Genomic DNA, 15,239 nt, shown 5'->3' with positions numbered 1-15,239 from the left:
TTTCGCACGCAGGCTCAAGTCGCTCAAAGGCCTCACGCCTTATGAGTTCATCTGCAAAATCTGGAAACAAGAGCCCGAACACTTCAGGGTCGACCCGGTCCATCAAATGCCGGGACTAAACACCTAGCTCACTTCAGCGGGATTGCTCCCCGTCAAGCCGTGTCCTCCCGGCACGCTGCGGCGCGGCCAGCGCAAATGCCGGCTGCGCCGCTCCTTCACCGCGGCAGGCCGACGGCCGTGGTCTTCTTGAGGTGTCGGCGCATCGCTTCTTCCGCTCGCTTTTCATCGCGCGCCACGAGCGCCTCGTAGATTGCCCTGTGCATTTCGGTTGCGGAGGGAAGCGCATGGGGCATCTGATTGCTGATGCGCCTGCTTGCCATCTGCCACCACCGGGACGAATACATGAAACGGTCGAGAATCCTGTTCTGCGCCGCCCTGCAAATCTCTATGTGAAAGTCCAGGTCGAGCTTCAGATAGGCGTCCGGATTGTCCTCGCTTGCCGACATCGCCGCCAGCAAGGTGCCAAGACGCTCGAGCTTTTCCTTGGTCATATGCTTGGCCGCGATGGCGGCGATGGCCGGTTCGATGATTATCCGCGTCGCATGCGCTTCGGCCAGGATCTCGCGCATCTGCTCGGGCGGCAGCCAGTCGATGAGCAATGGGCTGAGATAGTCCCACTCTTCGGCGGGACGCAGCACCACGCGCCGGCCCTGCGCGATCTCGATCATGTCCAGGGACGCCAGGATCTTCAGCGCCTCTCGCGCGACCGCACGCGAGACCGCGAATTCCTGGAGGATCTGCTGTTCCGATGGTCCCTGTCCGCCCGCGACACCGCCGCTGGCGATGCGACGCGCAAGCACGCCCGCCACTTGCTTGGGCAAAGTTTGAAGCTTGACCTCCACGGCATCCATCATTAACATCCACTTGTCTGATAAGCTTATAGGCTGATAGCTAGATATGCAGTCAACTTATCTCATATTTGCTCACTAGCCTATAACTCGGCCGGCGGAAAGGGCGGATCGAGCGGTGTGCAGCCGCCGCGCCCGGTTGCCGTCGCCCGAGATCATGATCGATACGCCTCCGCAACCGCGCCGGGCGTGTTGGAGCATAGGTGCCCAATCGCCCGGCGACCTCGCAAGTGTCGTCCGGGAACCAATCCAGGCGATCCCGCGGCGGGAGGAGCAGGCCGCCATGGATTTGCCGAGGCTGAGGTCGGCCGTCCCTGGATGGGCCCGACCAATCGAACCAAGGAGGAGATTGTGATGTCCGGAAACTTATCGAGACGCAAATTCCTGGCCGCAAGCGCGGCAGTGACAGCCGGCTCGCTTGCCGCGCCGTGGGTTGCCAGGGCAGAGGCGAACGAGATCACCGCATTGCTGATCACCGGCGGTCCGCTCTATCCCAAATATTGGGAAAAGATCGTTCAGGATTTCACCGCCAAGACCGGCATCAAGGTTCGCTACGACCTCCTGGAATTCACGCCCTTGACGGCGAAGGTGGTCACGTTGAGCGCGGCACGGTCGAGCCAGTACGACGTCTACAGCACCCACACGGCGCAGATCGATTCCTATTTCAACCATTTCGCGCCGCTGAACAGCTATTTCAGCGACGCCGAACTGGCGGATTTCTACCCCGTCGCGGTCAAATACCTGCGCGATCCCAAGACCGGAAATCTGGCGGCGATTCCACGTAACATGGATGCGCGTGTTCAGTATTACCGCAGTGACATCTACCAGGAGAAAGGCTTGAAGCCGGCCGAGACCTGGGAAGAACTCGTCGATGTCGGCCTGAAACTCACCGGCGACGGTCACTATGGCCTTGTCGTGCCGGGGCAGGGCGACCCCGCCCAGCGCACCTTCAGCGACCTGCTTTGGCAGGCCGGCGGCGACTGGGTCGACCAGGCCAACAAGCCGGCGTTCAATTCCGAAGCCGGCATCAAGGCGCTCACCTTCTATCGCGATCTGATCCAGAAGCACAAAATCGTGCCGTCCGATGCCGTTGGTTATCAATGGAACGAGAACTCGACCGAATTCTCGTCCGGCACGGTCTATGCCACTTTCGATTGGCCGGGCGCCTTCGCCACCCTGTCCAATCCGGAAACCTCGCGCATCGTCGGCAAATGGTCGACAGCTCCCTACGTGCGGGACAAGGCAGCGATTTCATGCGCCATCTCCCATGCCATGGCGCTGAATGGCCAATCCGGACGCAAGGACCCCGCCGTCGAGTTCATCAAATACACGGTCGGCGCGGATGCCCAGCGGCTGCAGTTCGATCAGTTTACCAACTTCCCGAGCAGCCAGGCGATTGCCAAGGAGGTGATCGCCGCGGCGAAAGGCCCGCAGGCCACATGGCTGCAGCAGCTCGAGACGACGATCGCGAACGGCAAGGAATGGCCCAAGCTTGCCGGGTTCTCAAAGGTCTGCACCTTGATGTTCTCGGCCATCGAGCAGGCCCTGTCCGATCAGGTTTCGCCCGCCGACTCGCTCAATCAGGCGGCGACGGAAGCGGAAGAGATCATGCGTCGGGCCGGAGCTTACGACTGAGAATGTCGGTCGTCGCGCAGCACCAGGCGCCAGGGCGCCGGCGACGTTCGCCGCTGCCCTACACCTGGCAGAGAGGCTACCTACTGGCCAGCCCGGCGCTTCTCGTCATGCTGGCCATCCTCATCTATCCGCTCGGATACTCCTTCATCATGAGCTTCTTCCGCTGGGATTTGAGCGGCTCGGCGCCATTCATCGGGACCGGAAACTACACCGACGAGCTTTTCGGCCGCCAGTTCAACCAGGCGCTGCGAAACCAGACCATTTTCAGCGTCGTTTCCATCACGATCGAAGTGGTGGCCGGCATGGCGATCGCCGTGCTCGTCAACGGCAAATTGCGCGGCATGCGCCTTGCGCGCACGTTGCTTTTGGTCCCGCCGATGATCGCGCCCGCCGTCGTCGGCCTGAACTTCCGCTGGCTGTTCAATACCCAGTACGGCTTGGTCGACGCGTTGCTGCGCATGTTCGACCTGCCCGACATCCCGTGGCTCAACCGCCCGGCCTGGGCGCTTGTCTCGGTGATCGTCGCCGATGTCTGGCAGAACACGCCGCTGATGGTGCTTTTGTTCCTTGCCGGCCTGCAATCCCTGCCGCAGGAGCCGCTCGAGGCGGCCACCGTGGACGGCGCCACGCCATGGCAGCGCTTCTGGCACATCGTGCTGCCGCTGATGCGTCCGGTCATCATGATCGCGCTGATGCTGCGCATCATCGACACGTTCCGCACCTTCGACGTCGTCTGGCTGATGACACAGGGCGGACCGGGCGGCGCCACCAACCTGCTCACGGTCTATTCCTATCTGCTGGCGTTTCAGGCGGTGGATTTCGGACACGCGGCCGCGGTCTCCTACATCGCGCTGGGCATGTCGCTGTTCGTGCTCGCCCTGCTCTACGGAGTGCCGTGGCTTATTGCGAAACGGAGGGCGATATGACCGAAGCCGTCATCGTCGGCGCGCGTGCCAAGCCAAAGCGGCGGCGCCGCCGGTTCGCGGCGGGGATCGCCGGTCAGTATTTGGCGCTGGTCCTGACCGTCGCCCTCACCGTCTTTCCGTTGGTGTGGCTGTTCCTGACCTCGATCCGCAGCTCGGCCGACATATTCTCGGTTCCGGTGCACATTATTCCCGAGACCGCGACGCTGACGCAGTATGTCTCCGTTTTCGCCCAGTACGACACGATGGGCTATGTCTGGAACACCGTCATCGTCTCGGTGGCGACGGTCGTCCTCGTCCATCTGCTGGCCATTCCCTGCGCCTATGCGCTGTCGCGCTTCAGGATGCCGGGCGCCATGCTGATCTTCGGGCTGCTGTTGATCATGCGCATGATCCCGGTCATCGCGCTTGCCATCCCGCTCTTTGCCGTGTTTGCCGCCATGGGCCTGCTCGACACGGTCTGGGCGCTGATTCTCAGCCATACGGCGGCCAAACTACCCGTCGCCATCTGGCTGCTTCTGGGCTTCATCCAGGACGTGCCGAAAGAGATCGAAGAGGCTGCCCAGTCGGACGGCGCCGGCACCGTGCGCACGCTGGTCCAGATCGTGGCGCCGCTGATTGCGCCGGGCATCGGCGCCAGCGCCGTCATCACCTTCCTCTTCACCTGGAACGACCTCTTGCTCGCCTTGACCCTGACCTCCAGCAAGGCCGCGCAGACACTGCCGGTCGGGCTCACCAATTTCGTCTCCCAGTTCGGCATCGACTGGGGCGCCATGTCGGCCGCCGGCGTGCTCATGGTCATCCCGACCTTGGTGTTCGTCTGGTTTGCCCAGGGGCTGCTGGTCAAAGGCCTGACCACCGGCGCGGTTCGCGGCTGAGTAGCGGACGTAGACCACTGGGCGCTCGACGGCTTCGCCGAAGGCGACTGAGTGACGATCGATGAGGTTGGCGCCTCACCGCACATTGGAGGAAACGGAATGGAAGCTGACCAGATACCTGCGATACAGGACATTTCCCGGCCGCCGCGAGAGCTGGTCGACGCGCTGGCGGCGATCGGTTCGGCGACGCTGGCCAGCGAACTCTACCACAAGATGGGCATTCGCGATCCGCAGATCCGCGGCCCGCGCCCATTGCGTTCTGGCAGCACGGCGGCAGGCCCCGCCCTTACGCTCCAGTGCATGCCGAAGCGTGAGGATCTGTACAACGAGACGGAGTATGAGGAGCCGGAGCGGCAACTGCACCGACACGTGCTTTATCCCACCCAGCCTGGCGACATGGTGGTGGTCGACGCCCGCGGCGATCTGGGCAGTGGCATCTTCGGCGAGATGATGCTGACCTATTTCGCCGGACGTGGCGGAGCCGGCGTTGTCGTCGACGGCTGCATTCGCGATTCCGCTCAGGCGGCGGCGCTCGACATCGGCATCTGGGTGAGAGGCGTCACGCCGAATTTCCATGCCCAGACCAACATCGTCCCCTTCGCCGTCAACGTTCCGATCGCCTGCTCGAACGTGCTCGTCATCCCCGGCGACATCATCGTCGCCGACGACGATGGCGTTGTCGTCGTGCCGGTTGGCCTTGCTGCCAGACTGGTCGAGCTCGCGGGCGCGCATATCGAGTGGGAAGAGTTTTCGCGCTTGCGGCTCGCGCAAGGAGGAGACCTGCGGAAATACTACCCGTTGAGCCCCGAGGGCGAGGCTGAATACCACGCATGGCGGCAGGCTCAACGAAAATGAGCCGTGCCGTTACGGGAGAAAAATAGGTGTCAGCAATCGAGATAGAACAGCTCGGCAAGAGCTTCGGCGCGGTGGAAGTCCTGCGCGACGTCAACATCGAGATCGCCAGCGGCGAGTTCGTGGTCCTGGTCGGCCCGTCGGGCTGCGGCAAGTCAACGCTGCTGCGCATCATCGCGGGGCTCGAAGAGCATACGACTGGCGAGATCCGCATCGGCGGGCGCGTCGTCGACGAGATGCCGGCCAAGTCGCGCGACATAGCCATGGTGTTCCAGAGCTACGCGCTCTATCCGCATATGAGCGTGGCCGACAATATGAGCTTCGCGCTTCGGCTGGCCAAGGTTCCCAGGGAGGAGATCGTCTCCAGGGTGAAGGCGGCTGCCGAAATCCTCGGTCTGCAGGACCTGCTCGGCCGCATGCCGCGTCAATTGTCCGGCGGCCAGCGCCAGCGTGTCGCCATGGGCCGCGCGATCGTCCGCGCCCCCTCGGCCTTCCTGTTCGACGAGCCGCTCAGCAATCTCGACGCCAAGCTGCGCGTGAAGATGCGTGCAGAGATCAAGAAGCTGCACCAACGGCTCGGACGTACCAGCATCTACGTCACGCATGACCAGACCGAGGCGATGACGCTGGCCGACCGCATCGTGGTCCTGAACAAAGGCCGCATCGAACAGATCGGCACCCCTTCCGAACTCTACGAGAAACCGGCCAATCTGTTCGTCGCGGGCTTTATCGGCTCACCGGAAATGAATCTCATCAACGGTCGCATCCAGAGTGGCGCATTCATCGCGGAGCAGGGCCTGCGCCTGCCCTTGCCCCACGAGACAGGGGATAGGCAAGGTGTGGTTTACGGGATTCGTCCCCAGCACATCGCTGTCGGTGGCAGCCACGCAAAGGGGAAGGTCCAAGTGGTCGAGCCGACCGGTGAAGCGCAGGAAATCACCTTAACCGCGGATGGCGTCGACCTGATGGCGGAGATCCGGGACCGGCCACCCTTCAAGCCGGATCAGGAGGTGAATCTGGAGATCATGATGCATAAGGTGCATCTGTTCGACGCGGAGAGCGGCAGGAGGATAGACTAAGCCTGTCCTCTCCGGGCTGTCCCGGTTCGAGTGAGCTATGCCGGCGGCGTCCTGCCTGTGATGAGATCCGCCGCCTTCTCGGCGATCATGATGACGGCGGCGTTGGTATTTGACGACACGATGCGCGGCATGACCGAGCTGTCGCAGACGCGCAGGCCGTGCAGGCCGCGCAGGCGCAATTCGGGATCGACGACGCTGTCGGCATCGCCGCCCATGCGGCAGGTGCCGACCGGATGATAGGCGCTGCGGCCATGCTCGCGGGCGAAGGCTTCGAGCGCCGCGCGGCCCTTCGTTGCCGCGCCCGGCAGATGTTCGCGGCTGATGTATTTGGCGAAGGCCGGCTGTGACAGGATCTCCCGGCTGATCTCGATGCCGTCGATGGCGCGTTCGAGGTCGTAGCGTTCGGCGAAGGGATTGGGGTCGATGACCGGCGCGTCGCGCGGGTCCGCCGAGCGCAGAGTGACGCTGCCGCGCGAACGCGGCCGCACATGGTAGGAGTTCAGCGTGCAGCCGTTGCCGCCGGGGACCGAACCTATGCCCTCCTCGACGCCGGCGCCGGGCAGGAAATGGAACTGGAGGTCGGGCGTCTTCTCCGCGCGATCGCCCCACCAGAAACCGCCTGCCTCGACGATGTTGGAGGCAACCGGTCCCTTGCCGAAGAGCGCGTATTCGAGGCCGGCGACGGCCTGCCAGCGCTTCTTCTTGTAGCGGTCGATGCCGTGCGGCCCGTTAAGCTCGGCGACGACGTCGACATCCATGTGGTCATGCAGGTTCTGGCCGACATTTTTCAGATCGTGCACAATTTTGATGCCGTGCTGTCCTAGCTGCGCGGCCGGGCCGATGCCGGACAGCATCAGGAGTTTCGGAGAGCCTATGGCGCCGGACGTGACGATCACCTCGCGCTCGGCGCGCATGAGCTCGGCGCGGCCGTTGACAATGATCTCGACGCCGACGGCGCGGCCGTTCTCGACGACGAGGCGGCTGACCGTGGCGTCGGTGCGCAGCGTCAGGTTATTGCGGCCGAGCGCCGGCTTCAGATAGGCGATCGCCGTGCTCGAGCGCTTCCCGTTGCGTGTCGTCGTCTGGTAGAAGCCGGCGCCTTCCTGCTCGCCGGCGTTGAAGTCGGCGCGGAAGGGCAGGCCGGCCTGCTGCGCCGCCTTGACAAAGATGCGTGTCAGCGGATGCGGCGCGCCGCTGGAAACGCCGAGCGGACCGTCGATGCCGTGCTGGGATCCGGCAAAGGTGTCGTTGCCCTCGGACCGGGTGAAATAGGGCAGCACATCGGCGTAGCTCCACCCGGCGCAGCCGAATGCGGCCGCCCAGTCGTCATAATCCTGCGGGCAGCCACGCGTGAACACCTGGGCGTTGATCGAGGAGCCGCCGCCGAGCACGCGCGCCTGCGGGTAGACCATGACGCGGCCGTCGATCTCCTTGCCGGGCGCCGCGTCATAACCCCAGATCAGCGGTCCCGACGTCATCTTGAAGAAGCCGACCGGCATGTGGATGTAGCGGTCGGTGTCGGGCGGGCCAGCCTCGAGCAGGACCACCGATAGATCGGGATCCTCGCTGAGCCTCGCGGCAAGAACGCAGCCCGCCGAGCCGCCGCCAACAATGATATAATCAGCCATTCCTGCTCCTTGCCGAGGCGAAATCCGACTTCGCTCTTTACGCGCGACGATCTCAAGTCGCTTGTGCCACGTCAAGAGAAAGGGTATGGTTGCCGTGTTGAAGGGTTATCGTACAAGTGGAGGAACTTGACGAGCCGTCAATTGGAGGCCCCGGCCGCGCTCCTGCGCAAGCGCCGGGCGGGAACAGTTTCAATCGGGAGGTTCAAAAAATGAAGGATGGAAAGGCTCTTACGTTTTCCGGCTCGCTCAGCCGTCGGACGCTGATGGTGGGCGCTGCCGCCGGCGCGGCGACGCTGGCCATGCCGAAAGTGTTGCGCGCGGCCGACAAGCCGACGCTGGTGACGTCGATCCGCTCGTTGTCCAATCCCTACCACGCGGTGTGGAAGACCGGCGCCGAGGCCTATGCCAAATGGGCCGGGCTGGAGCACGTCACGCTGGTCTCGGAAGGCAACTCGGAGAAGGGCATTGCCGACATCAAGGCAATGCTGGCCAAGACCGGCGGCAACATGGTGCTCAATTCCGATCCCAACGACACGCCCGACGCGCGCCCGATCGTCGAAGCCTGCGCCAAGGCCGGCGCCTATGTGGTGACGCAGTGGAACAAGCCGGCCGATCTGCACCCGAAGGATTTCAACCCGAACTATGTCTCGCATATCGAGTTCGACGGCATCGCCAGCGGCAAGACCATCGCCGAGATCCTGTTCAAGGCCATCGGCGGCAAGGGCGGCATCGTCGCGCTTGGCGGCCTGATCTCGACCACGGCCGCGATCGAACGCAAGAAAGGCCTCGATGCGGCCCTTGCCGCCAATCCCGACATCAAGCTGCTCGACTTCCAGGTCGCCAACTGGAAATCGACCGAGGCCTTCGACCTGATGGGCAACCTGCTCACCCGCTTCGGAGACGACATCAAGGGCATCTGGGCCGCCAATGACGACATGGGCTCCGGCGCGCTCGAAGCGCTGCGCGCCGAGAACCTCGCCGGCAAGGTGCCGATCGTCGGCGTCGACGGCATCAAGACGGCGGTCGACGCTGTGCGCACCGGCGAGTTCGCCTGCACCGTCACCTCGGATCCGTTCTGGCAGGGCGGCATGGGGCTTGCCATCGGCTACAACGCCAAGATCGGCAAGTTCGACCCGGCCAAGGAGCCGCCGGAGCACCGCGAATTCTACGGCAAGGCGGTGCTGATCTCGCATGACAATGTCGAGGAATATTACAAGACCAATGTCGAGTCGAAGCCCGAGATGGACTGGAACGATCTCTGGGGCCGGGTGACCGGAGCGATCCGCGCCTGACCGCCAGGCGGGCTGCTGCTCCCTGGCGGCCCGCCTCCTCTTGCAGCCGCCGCCTTGATGGTGCGGCGGCCGTCACCAGCAGACGGGAAGCGGTTCCTTGACAATCGATACAGAACCCCTGAAGTCCGTTTCGGACATCGAGCGGACGACGCTTATGACATTCCTCCCCGGCCGCATCGCCAGCATGCTCGGCGGCAGGCGCTGGCGCAGCCTGGCGCCGCTGGCGGTGCTGGTCGTTCTGTGCGTTCTCATCACCATCGCCAATCCCAATTTCATCGAGCCGCGCAATCTGGTGCGGCTCGCCAACTCCGCCGCCGTGCCGCTGACGCTGGCGATGGGGCTGACCTTCATCATCCTGATGGGCAGCATCGACCTCTCGGTCGAAGGCACGCTGTCGGTGGCGGCGATGGTGGTGGTGCTTCTCGCCGCCAATGACAGCAACGGCAACGACTATGGCTGGTGGGCCGTGCTGGCGGCGATCGCCTCGGGCACGATCATGGGGCTCGCCAGCGGTCTTGTCCAGACGATGCTGCGCATCCCATCCTTCATGGCGACGCTCGGCATGTGGTTCATCGGGCTTGGCCTGTCGGTCTACATGCTGGGGGGCTCGGCCATCCGCCTCAACGACGCCTCGATCCGCGACCTTGCGCTGCAGCGCTTCCTCGGGCTGCCGCTGGCGGTCTGGGTCGCGATCGGCGCCTTCGTGCTTGCCGCCGTCATCCAGTATCACACCCGGCTCGGCCGCCACATACTGGCGATCGGCGGCGACGAGGATGTGACCAAGCTCTCCGGCGTCAATGTCGTGCGCGTGCGCATCGCGGCGTTCGCGCTGGCCGGCTTCTTCTTCGGCATTGCCGGCGTGCTTGCGGCGGCCCAGCTCGGCCAGTCGCACGCCGTCATCGGCGACGGCAGGCTGTTTGCCGCCGTCACCGCGGTGGTCGTCGGCGGCACGGCGCTGACCGGCGGCGAAGGTGGCGTGGTCAACACGCTGGTCGGCGTGCTGATCGTCACCGTTTTGGCCAACGGCATGATCCTGCTCGGCATCTCGCCTTACATCCAGCAGACGGTGCAGGGCCTGATGATCATCGCGGCGGTGGCGCTGTCGCTCGACCGCGCCCGCCTCAAGATAGTGAAGTGACCGCCATGCTGCAGGCAAACGGCATCGTCAAGAATTTCCCCGGCGTCCAGGCCTTGCGCGCGGTGTCCATAGAGGTGCGGCCGAACGAGGTGGTCGGGCTGATCGGCGAGAACGGCGCCGGCAAGTCGACGCTGATGCGGGTGCTGGCCGGCGGCTACCGGCTGGATGGCGGCAGCCTCACGCTGGACGGCGAGCAGCTCAAGCTGCGCAACGCCCGCGACGCGGCCAGGCATGGCATCGGCATGGTGTTCCAGGAGCAGTCGCTGGTGCTGAACCTCACGGTCGCCGAAAACATCTATCTCGGCGAGGAAGACCGCTTCACCCGCTTCGGCCTCGTCAACTGGCGCGCCATGAACGCGGCGGCGCGGCGGCAGCTCGCCAAGATCGGCGTCGACATCGACGTCACCGCGCGCACCTCCGAGCTGACCTTCGCCGCGCGCCAGATGGTCGAGCTCGCCAAGGCGCTGACGCTGGAGGAGATGGTCGAGCGTCCATTGCTCATCCTGCTCGACGAACCGACCTCGGTGCTCAACGCCGCCGATATCGACGTGCTGTTCGCGCGCGTGCGCTCGCTCAAATCCCGCGCCAGCTTCGTCTTCGTTTCGCATCGCCTCGACGAGGTGCTGGCGATATCCGACCGCGTCTACACGATGAAGGACGGCGCGGTCGTGGCCGAGCATCGTGCCGCTGAAGTCACCGCGCCGGAGCTGCACGAGATCATGGTCGGGCGCGGGCTGCAGGCCGAATATTACCGCGAGGTCCGCCAGCAGCCGCCGGGCGAAAAGGTCATGGTCGAGGCGAAGGGACTTGGCGCGAACGGCTTCTATCACGGCGTCGATCTTTCGATCCGGGCTGGCGAGATCGTCGGCATCGCCGGCGTCGTTGGCTCCGGCCGCGAGGAGGTCACGCGCACCGTCGGCGGCTTCCTGCCGCACGATGCCGGCGAGATGAAGATCGCCGGCGAGACGGTGCGCTTCGGGTCGCCGGAACCAGCGGTGCGCAAGGGCATCGGCTATGTGCCGCGTGAACGCAGGCTCGAAGGCCTGGTGATGTTCCTGTCGATCGCCGAGAACATTTCGCTGGCGGACCTCTCGAGCGTCATGCGCAACGGCGCCATCGACTACGGCAAGGAGCGGCGGCTTGCCGCCGACTGGATCAAGCGGCTCAGCATCAAGGCGCCCGGGCCGGACGCTGCCTGCCGCAAGCTCAGCGGCGGCAACCAGCAGAAGGTGGTGCTGGCGCGCTGGATGACGGCGGGCTCGCGCATCCTGGTGCTCGACCATCCGACGCGCGGCCTCGATGTCGGCGCCAAGGAAGAGGTCTACGAGCTGGTGCGCGATCTCTCCGAGCAAGGCGTGGCCATCCTTCTGATCTCCGACACGCTGGAAGAGACGATCGGCCTGTCGCATCAGGTGCTGGTGATGCGCGACGGCGAGATCACCGCGCGCTTCGATGCGAGCCCTGGCAACAAGCCGAAGCAGGTCGATCTGCTGCGAGCGATGGTATAGGCCGATGAAAGAGACGTTCTCCATAAAGCAGGTGTTCGAGGGCAAGTGGACACAAGGCGCCATCCCGCTGGTCCTGCTCGTCGCCTTGTTGCTGATCATCGAGATCGCAGCGCCAGGCTTCCTGACCGGCGAGACGCTGTCGCTGCTCTTCGCCAACACCGCTGTGCTGTTCATCCTCGCCACCGGCGTCACCTTCGCGATCCTGCTCGGCGGCATCGACCTGTCGATCCAGGCGGTCGCCTCGCTGGCGAGCGTGATGCTGGCGCAATTGCTGCCTTCGCTTGGCTTCGCCGCCTTTCCGGTGGCGATCCTGTCCGGCCTCGCCTTCGGGCTGCTGAGCGGCATCGTGCATGTCAAGCTGCGCGTGCCGTCCTTCGTGGCGACCCTCGCCACCGGCGGCGTTGTTACGGGCCTGGCGCTCTGGGTCTCCAACGGCCGCGCCATCACCATCGAGGAAGCCGGGCGCGAAAAGACCGCATGGATCAACGCCACGATTTCCGGCCTGCCGGTGGTGGTGCTGATCTCGGCCCTGATCGGCGTCGTCAGTTTCCTCGCGCTGCGTTACACCCGCTTCGGCCGCCAGGCGATCGCGGTCGGCGCCGGCGAACCGGCGGCATGGGCCGCGGGCATCAATGTCGATCGCACCAAGATCATCGCCTTCGCCGCGTCGGGCATGCTGGCGGCCATTGCCGGCGTGGTGCTGGCGGCCAGGTTGTCGAGCGGCTCGCCGGTGCTTGCCAACCAACTGCTTTTGCCCGCGATCGCCGCCGTCATCGTCGGCGGGACGGCCATCACCGGTGGGCTGGGCGGCGTCGCGCGCACAGCGGTCGGCGCGCTGATCATCTCGATCGTGCGCATCGGCATGACCTTCGTCGGCGTCAACATCTTCCTGGAAAACATGGTGTTCGGCGCGGTGCTGATCGCCGCCGTGGCCATCACCATCGACCGCAGCAAGATCGCGGTCATCAAGTGAGGAACCTATCCGCACCGCCTCCCAAGCAAGCGCGGACGCAGAGGGACCGCATCGGCGGGGAGCCGGTGCGGTCCGGGCTGCAGTCATTGCATCGTGTCGAGGCCGATCAGCTCGATCTTGTAGCCGTCCGGGTCTTCGACGAAGGCGATATGGGTGGTGCCGTGCTGCATCGGCCCCGGCTTGCGCGGGATCTTGGCGCCGCGCTTCTCGAGCTCGGCGCAGACGGCGTAGATGTCGTTGACGCCGAGCGCCAGATGGCCGAAGCCCGTGCCGATCTCATAGGGCTCCTCGCGGCCCCAATTCAGCGTCAGCTCGACGACCGCTTCCTTGTCCTCCGGTCCGTAGCCGACAAAGGCGTTGGTGAACTTGCCGCCGGGGTAATCGTCGCGGCGCAGCAAGGTCATGCCGAGCACTTCGGTGTAGAAGGCGATCGACTTGTCGAGGTCGAGAACCCTGATCATGGTGTGCATATAGCGAAAGCCTGGAGCGTCGCTCATTGGGAAAGTCCTCCGAATTCAGTGATTTGCCGTTCTGACCATCCACATCAAACGGTTGGCGGGTACGATGACGCCGCTTGATGTTCTAAATCAGGGTTGTATGATAACACGACAAGATTGGTGGTTGTCCAGTCGTTTTCCGGAAGGATCCAGGTCCAGTTCATGAATGCCGTGCCGCCCAATTCCGCATCGCTGATCGCCGCGCTGGCGGGCATGCTGTCCGACGGCGGGCTGCTGACCGAGGCGGAGGACCTGGTCCGCTACAGCCGCGACTGGTCGGGCGACCATTTCGGCCGGCCACTGGCAGTGCCGCGGCCGGCTTCGGTCGAAGAGATGTCGGCGCTGATGCGGCACTGCCATGCCGAGCGCGTCCCCGTGGTGCCGCAAGGCGGGCTGACCGGCCTTGTCGGCGCGGCGGTGGCGGCCGACGGCAACGAGGTCGTCGTCTCGCTGGAGCGTATGAACAAGATCCGTTCGATCAGCCCGATCGACTTCGCCATGGTGGCCGAGGCCGGCTGCATCCTCGAGGATGCCAAGCGCGCCGCCGAGGCGAACGACTGCATCCTGCCGATCACCTTCGGCGCGCAAGGCAGCTGCCGCATCGGCGGCAATGTCGCCACCAATGCCGGCGGCTTCAACGTGCTGCGCTACGGCATGACGCGCGACCTGGTGCTCGGCCTCGAAGTGGTGCTGGCCGACGGCCGCGTCTGGAACGGGCTGAAGGTGCTGCGCAAGGACAATCGCGGCTATGATCTGAAGCAGGTCTTCATCGGCTCGGAAGGCACGCTCGGCATCGTCACCGCGGCGGCGCTGAAACTCTTTCCCGGGCCGACGCAGATCGAAACGGCCCTCGTCGGCCTGCGTTCGGTCGAGGATGCCATGGCCCTCTATGCGCGGGCGCGGCGCGGCTGCAGCGACCTGCTCACCGCTTTCGAGCTGATCCTGCGCGGCGGCATCGAGATCACCATGCGCGAGGGCAGGGACTTTCCCGATCCGCTTGCCGAAGCCTATCCGGCCTATGTGTTGATCGAGGTTTCCGGCGGCGGGCTGATCAATCTCAAGGATATGCTTTTGAGTTTTCTCGCCGGTGCCGAGGATCTCGTCCAGGACGGCATCGTGGCATCGACGCGGGCGCAGGCCGAGCGCCTGTGGCTCTACCGCGAGATCATGGTCGAGCGGCAGGGCCGCGGCGGGCGCTATCTGCGCACCGATGTTTCGGTGCCGATTTCGAAGCTTGCCGATTTCGTCACCGACGCGCTCTTCGAACTGGGACGGGCGCGCCCCGACGCGCTGCCGGTCACCTATGGCCATGTCGGGGACGGCAACATCCATCTGAACGTCGTACCGCCGGAAGGCATGGACGCCGAGGCGATCGAGCATCTGTTCGAGCAGGCGGAAGCCGAGATCTTCGCCGTCGTCGACCGCTATGGCGGCTCAATCAGCGCCGAGCACGGCATCGGCCGGGTCAAGCAGCGGGCCTTCCTCGAGCGCATCGATCCGGTGACGCTCGATCTCGCGGCAGGCATCAAGGACGCCTTCGATCCGCGCCATATATTGAGCAACGGCCGCATTCTGGCGTCCGCATCCGCGCTCGACTATAGGTGAGCGATGACGCTGAAGCTCGACAAGGTCAATCGCGGTCCGCACCTCTCCACTCTGGTGGCGAGTTCGATCTCGCGCGAGATCGCGCAAGGGCGTCTGAAACCCGGCGATCAACTGCCGACCGAACAGGCGCTGGCGACCACGTTCGGGGTCAGCCGCAACGTGGTGCGCGAAGCGATCGCCAGGCTACGCTCCGAAGGCCGCATCTGGTCGCAGCAGGGCAGGGGCGCCTTCGTCGCCGACGCAACCAATGCCACGGTGCTGACGATCGACTACGAGACCTTGCAGCGGGCGGATTCCTTCCGCAACCTGTTCGAGCTGCGCGG

General features: G+C 64.6%; 14 protein-coding genes and 1 pseudogene. 12 read left to right on the top strand and 3 right to left on the bottom strand.

Annotation, left to right across the window (positions count from 1 at the left end; all coding sequences use genetic code 11):
- A pseudogene (locus EOD07_RS04135) lies at window positions 1-127 on the top strand (IS481 family transposase); the annotation flags it as partial.
- An 88-nt stretch (window positions 128-215) separates the two neighbouring features.
- On the opposite strand, the gene EOD07_RS04130 reads toward EOD07_RS04135, so the two are convergent.
- Entirely contained in the window at window positions 216-911 is a 696-nt protein-coding gene (locus tag EOD07_RS04130) for an FCD domain-containing protein (protein ID WP_245469833.1), read from the bottom strand.
- Window positions 912-1,262: 351 nt separating this feature from the next.
- Between EOD07_RS04130 and EOD07_RS04125 the strand changes: the two genes are divergently transcribed.
- The 5 genes from EOD07_RS04125 (at window position 1,263) to ugpC (ending at window position 6,275) form a co-directional block, all read left to right on the top strand.
- Window positions 1,263-2,543 carry a sugar ABC transporter substrate-binding protein gene (locus EOD07_RS04125; RefSeq protein ID WP_164772061.1) on the top strand — a complete coding sequence of 427 codons (1,281 nt, stop codon included), beginning with the start codon at window positions 1,263-1,265 and terminating at the stop codon, window positions 2,541-2,543.
- 2 nt (window positions 2,544-2,545) lie between these two features.
- Window positions 2,546-3,469 (top strand): sugar ABC transporter permease, encoded by a 924-nt coding sequence (locus tag EOD07_RS04120; RefSeq protein WP_164772060.1) that lies wholly within the window; start codon window positions 2,546-2,548, stop codon window positions 3,467-3,469.
- Entirely contained in the window at window positions 3,466-4,344 is an 879-nt protein-coding gene (locus EOD07_RS04115; protein WP_127234069.1) for a carbohydrate ABC transporter permease, read from the top strand. The genes EOD07_RS04120 and EOD07_RS04115 overlap by 4 nt, the downstream gene beginning before the upstream one ends.
- A 99-nt stretch (window positions 4,345-4,443) precedes the next feature.
- On the top strand, window positions 4,444-5,199 hold the full coding sequence (locus tag EOD07_RS04110) for a ribonuclease activity regulator RraA (protein WP_127234076.1): 756 nt from the start codon (window positions 4,444-4,446) through the stop codon (window positions 5,197-5,199).
- Window positions 5,200-5,225: 26 nt separating this feature from the next.
- Window positions 5,226-6,275 (top strand): sn-glycerol-3-phosphate ABC transporter ATP-binding protein UgpC, encoded by a 1,050-nt coding sequence (gene ugpC, locus EOD07_RS04105; protein ID WP_127234068.1) that lies wholly within the window; start codon window positions 5,226-5,228, stop codon window positions 6,273-6,275.
- Between the two features lie 35 nt (window positions 6,276-6,310).
- Here ugpC and EOD07_RS04100 read toward each other — a convergent pair whose 3' ends face one another.
- Entirely contained in the window at window positions 6,311-7,903 is a 1,593-nt protein-coding gene (locus EOD07_RS04100) for a GMC family oxidoreductase N-terminal domain-containing protein (RefSeq protein WP_127234067.1), read from the bottom strand.
- Window positions 7,904-8,112: 209 nt separating this feature from the next.
- On the opposite strand from EOD07_RS04100, the gene EOD07_RS04095 reads away from it, so the two are divergent.
- From EOD07_RS04095 to EOD07_RS04080, 4 genes are all read left to right on the top strand, one after another.
- Window positions 8,113-9,195 carry a sugar ABC transporter substrate-binding protein gene (locus tag EOD07_RS04095; RefSeq protein WP_040990517.1) on the top strand — a complete coding sequence of 361 codons (1,083 nt, stop codon included), beginning with the start codon at window positions 8,113-8,115 and terminating at the stop codon, window positions 9,193-9,195.
- Window positions 9,196-9,292: 97 nt separating this feature from the next.
- Window positions 9,293-10,333: an ABC transporter permease gene (locus EOD07_RS04090; RefSeq protein WP_245469831.1), complete on the top strand. Its 1,041-nt coding sequence runs from the start codon at window positions 9,293-9,295 to the stop codon at window positions 10,331-10,333.
- Between the two features lie 5 nt (window positions 10,334-10,338).
- On the top strand, window positions 10,339-11,841 hold the full coding sequence (locus tag EOD07_RS04085) for a sugar ABC transporter ATP-binding protein (protein WP_127234074.1): 1,503 nt from the start codon (window positions 10,339-10,341) through the stop codon (window positions 11,839-11,841).
- A gap of 4 nt (window positions 11,842-11,845) precedes the next feature.
- Window positions 11,846-12,814 (top strand): ABC transporter permease, encoded by a 969-nt coding sequence (locus EOD07_RS04080; protein ID WP_127234066.1) that lies wholly within the window; start codon window positions 11,846-11,848, stop codon window positions 12,812-12,814.
- An 83-nt stretch (window positions 12,815-12,897) separates the two neighbouring features.
- Here EOD07_RS04080 and gloA read toward each other — a convergent pair whose 3' ends face one another.
- On the bottom strand, window positions 12,898-13,311 hold the full coding sequence (gene gloA / locus EOD07_RS04075; protein ID WP_041004220.1) for a lactoylglutathione lyase: 414 nt from the start codon (window positions 13,309-13,311) through the stop codon (window positions 12,898-12,900).
- A gap of 120 nt (window positions 13,312-13,431) precedes the next feature.
- Between gloA and EOD07_RS04070 the strand changes: the two genes are divergently transcribed.
- Together EOD07_RS04070 and EOD07_RS04065 are read left to right on the top strand one after the other, a co-directional pair.
- On the top strand, window positions 13,432-14,916 hold the full coding sequence (locus tag EOD07_RS04070; RefSeq protein WP_348627732.1) for an FAD-binding oxidoreductase: 1,485 nt from the start codon (window positions 13,432-13,434) through the stop codon (window positions 14,914-14,916).
- 3 nt (window positions 14,917-14,919) lie between these two features.
- On the top strand, window positions 14,920-15,239 hold a 320-nt coding region (locus EOD07_RS04065; RefSeq protein ID WP_164772059.1), incomplete at its 3' end, for a GntR family transcriptional regulator.

This window comes from Mesorhizobium sp. M2C.T.Ca.TU.002.02.1.1 (assembly GCF_003997225.1).
The sequence above is the reverse complement of the archived record's forward strand: the minus strand, read 5'-3'. Positions and strand labels throughout refer to the sequence as shown.

What these genes read in the sequence shown, in the direction of transcription:
- EOD07_RS04120 (WP_164772060.1), top strand. Translation starts at nt 2,546, where the DNA reads ATGTCGGTCGTCGCGCAGCACCAGGCGCCAGGGCGCCGGCGACGTTCG.
- EOD07_RS04115 (WP_127234069.1), top strand. Translation starts at nt 3,466, where the DNA reads ATGACCGAAGCCGTCATCGTCGGCGCGCGTGCCAAGCCAAAGCGGCGG.
- EOD07_RS04085 (WP_127234074.1), top strand. Translation starts at nt 10,339, where the DNA reads ATGCTGCAGGCAAACGGCATCGTCAAGAATTTCCCCGGCGTCCAGGCC.
- EOD07_RS04110 (WP_127234076.1), top strand. Translation starts at nt 4,444, where the DNA reads ATGGAAGCTGACCAGATACCTGCGATACAGGACATTTCCCGGCCGCCG.
- EOD07_RS04130 (WP_245469833.1), bottom strand. Translation starts at nt 911, where the DNA reads ATGGATGCCGTGGAGGTCAAGCTTCAAACTTTGCCCAAGCAAGTGGCG.
- EOD07_RS04095 (WP_040990517.1), top strand. Translation starts at nt 8,113, where the DNA reads ATGAAGGATGGAAAGGCTCTTACGTTTTCCGGCTCGCTCAGCCGTCGG.
- EOD07_RS04125 (WP_164772061.1), top strand. Translation starts at nt 1,263, where the DNA reads ATGTCCGGAAACTTATCGAGACGCAAATTCCTGGCCGCAAGCGCGGCA.
- EOD07_RS04080 (WP_127234066.1), top strand. Translation starts at nt 11,846, where the DNA reads ATGAAAGAGACGTTCTCCATAAAGCAGGTGTTCGAGGGCAAGTGGACA.
- EOD07_RS04100 (WP_127234067.1), bottom strand. Translation starts at nt 7,903, where the DNA reads ATGGCTGATTATATCATTGTTGGCGGCGGCTCGGCGGGCTGCGTTCTT.
- gloA (WP_041004220.1), bottom strand. Translation starts at nt 13,311, where the DNA reads ATGAGCGACGCTCCAGGCTTTCGCTATATGCACACCATGATCAGGGTT.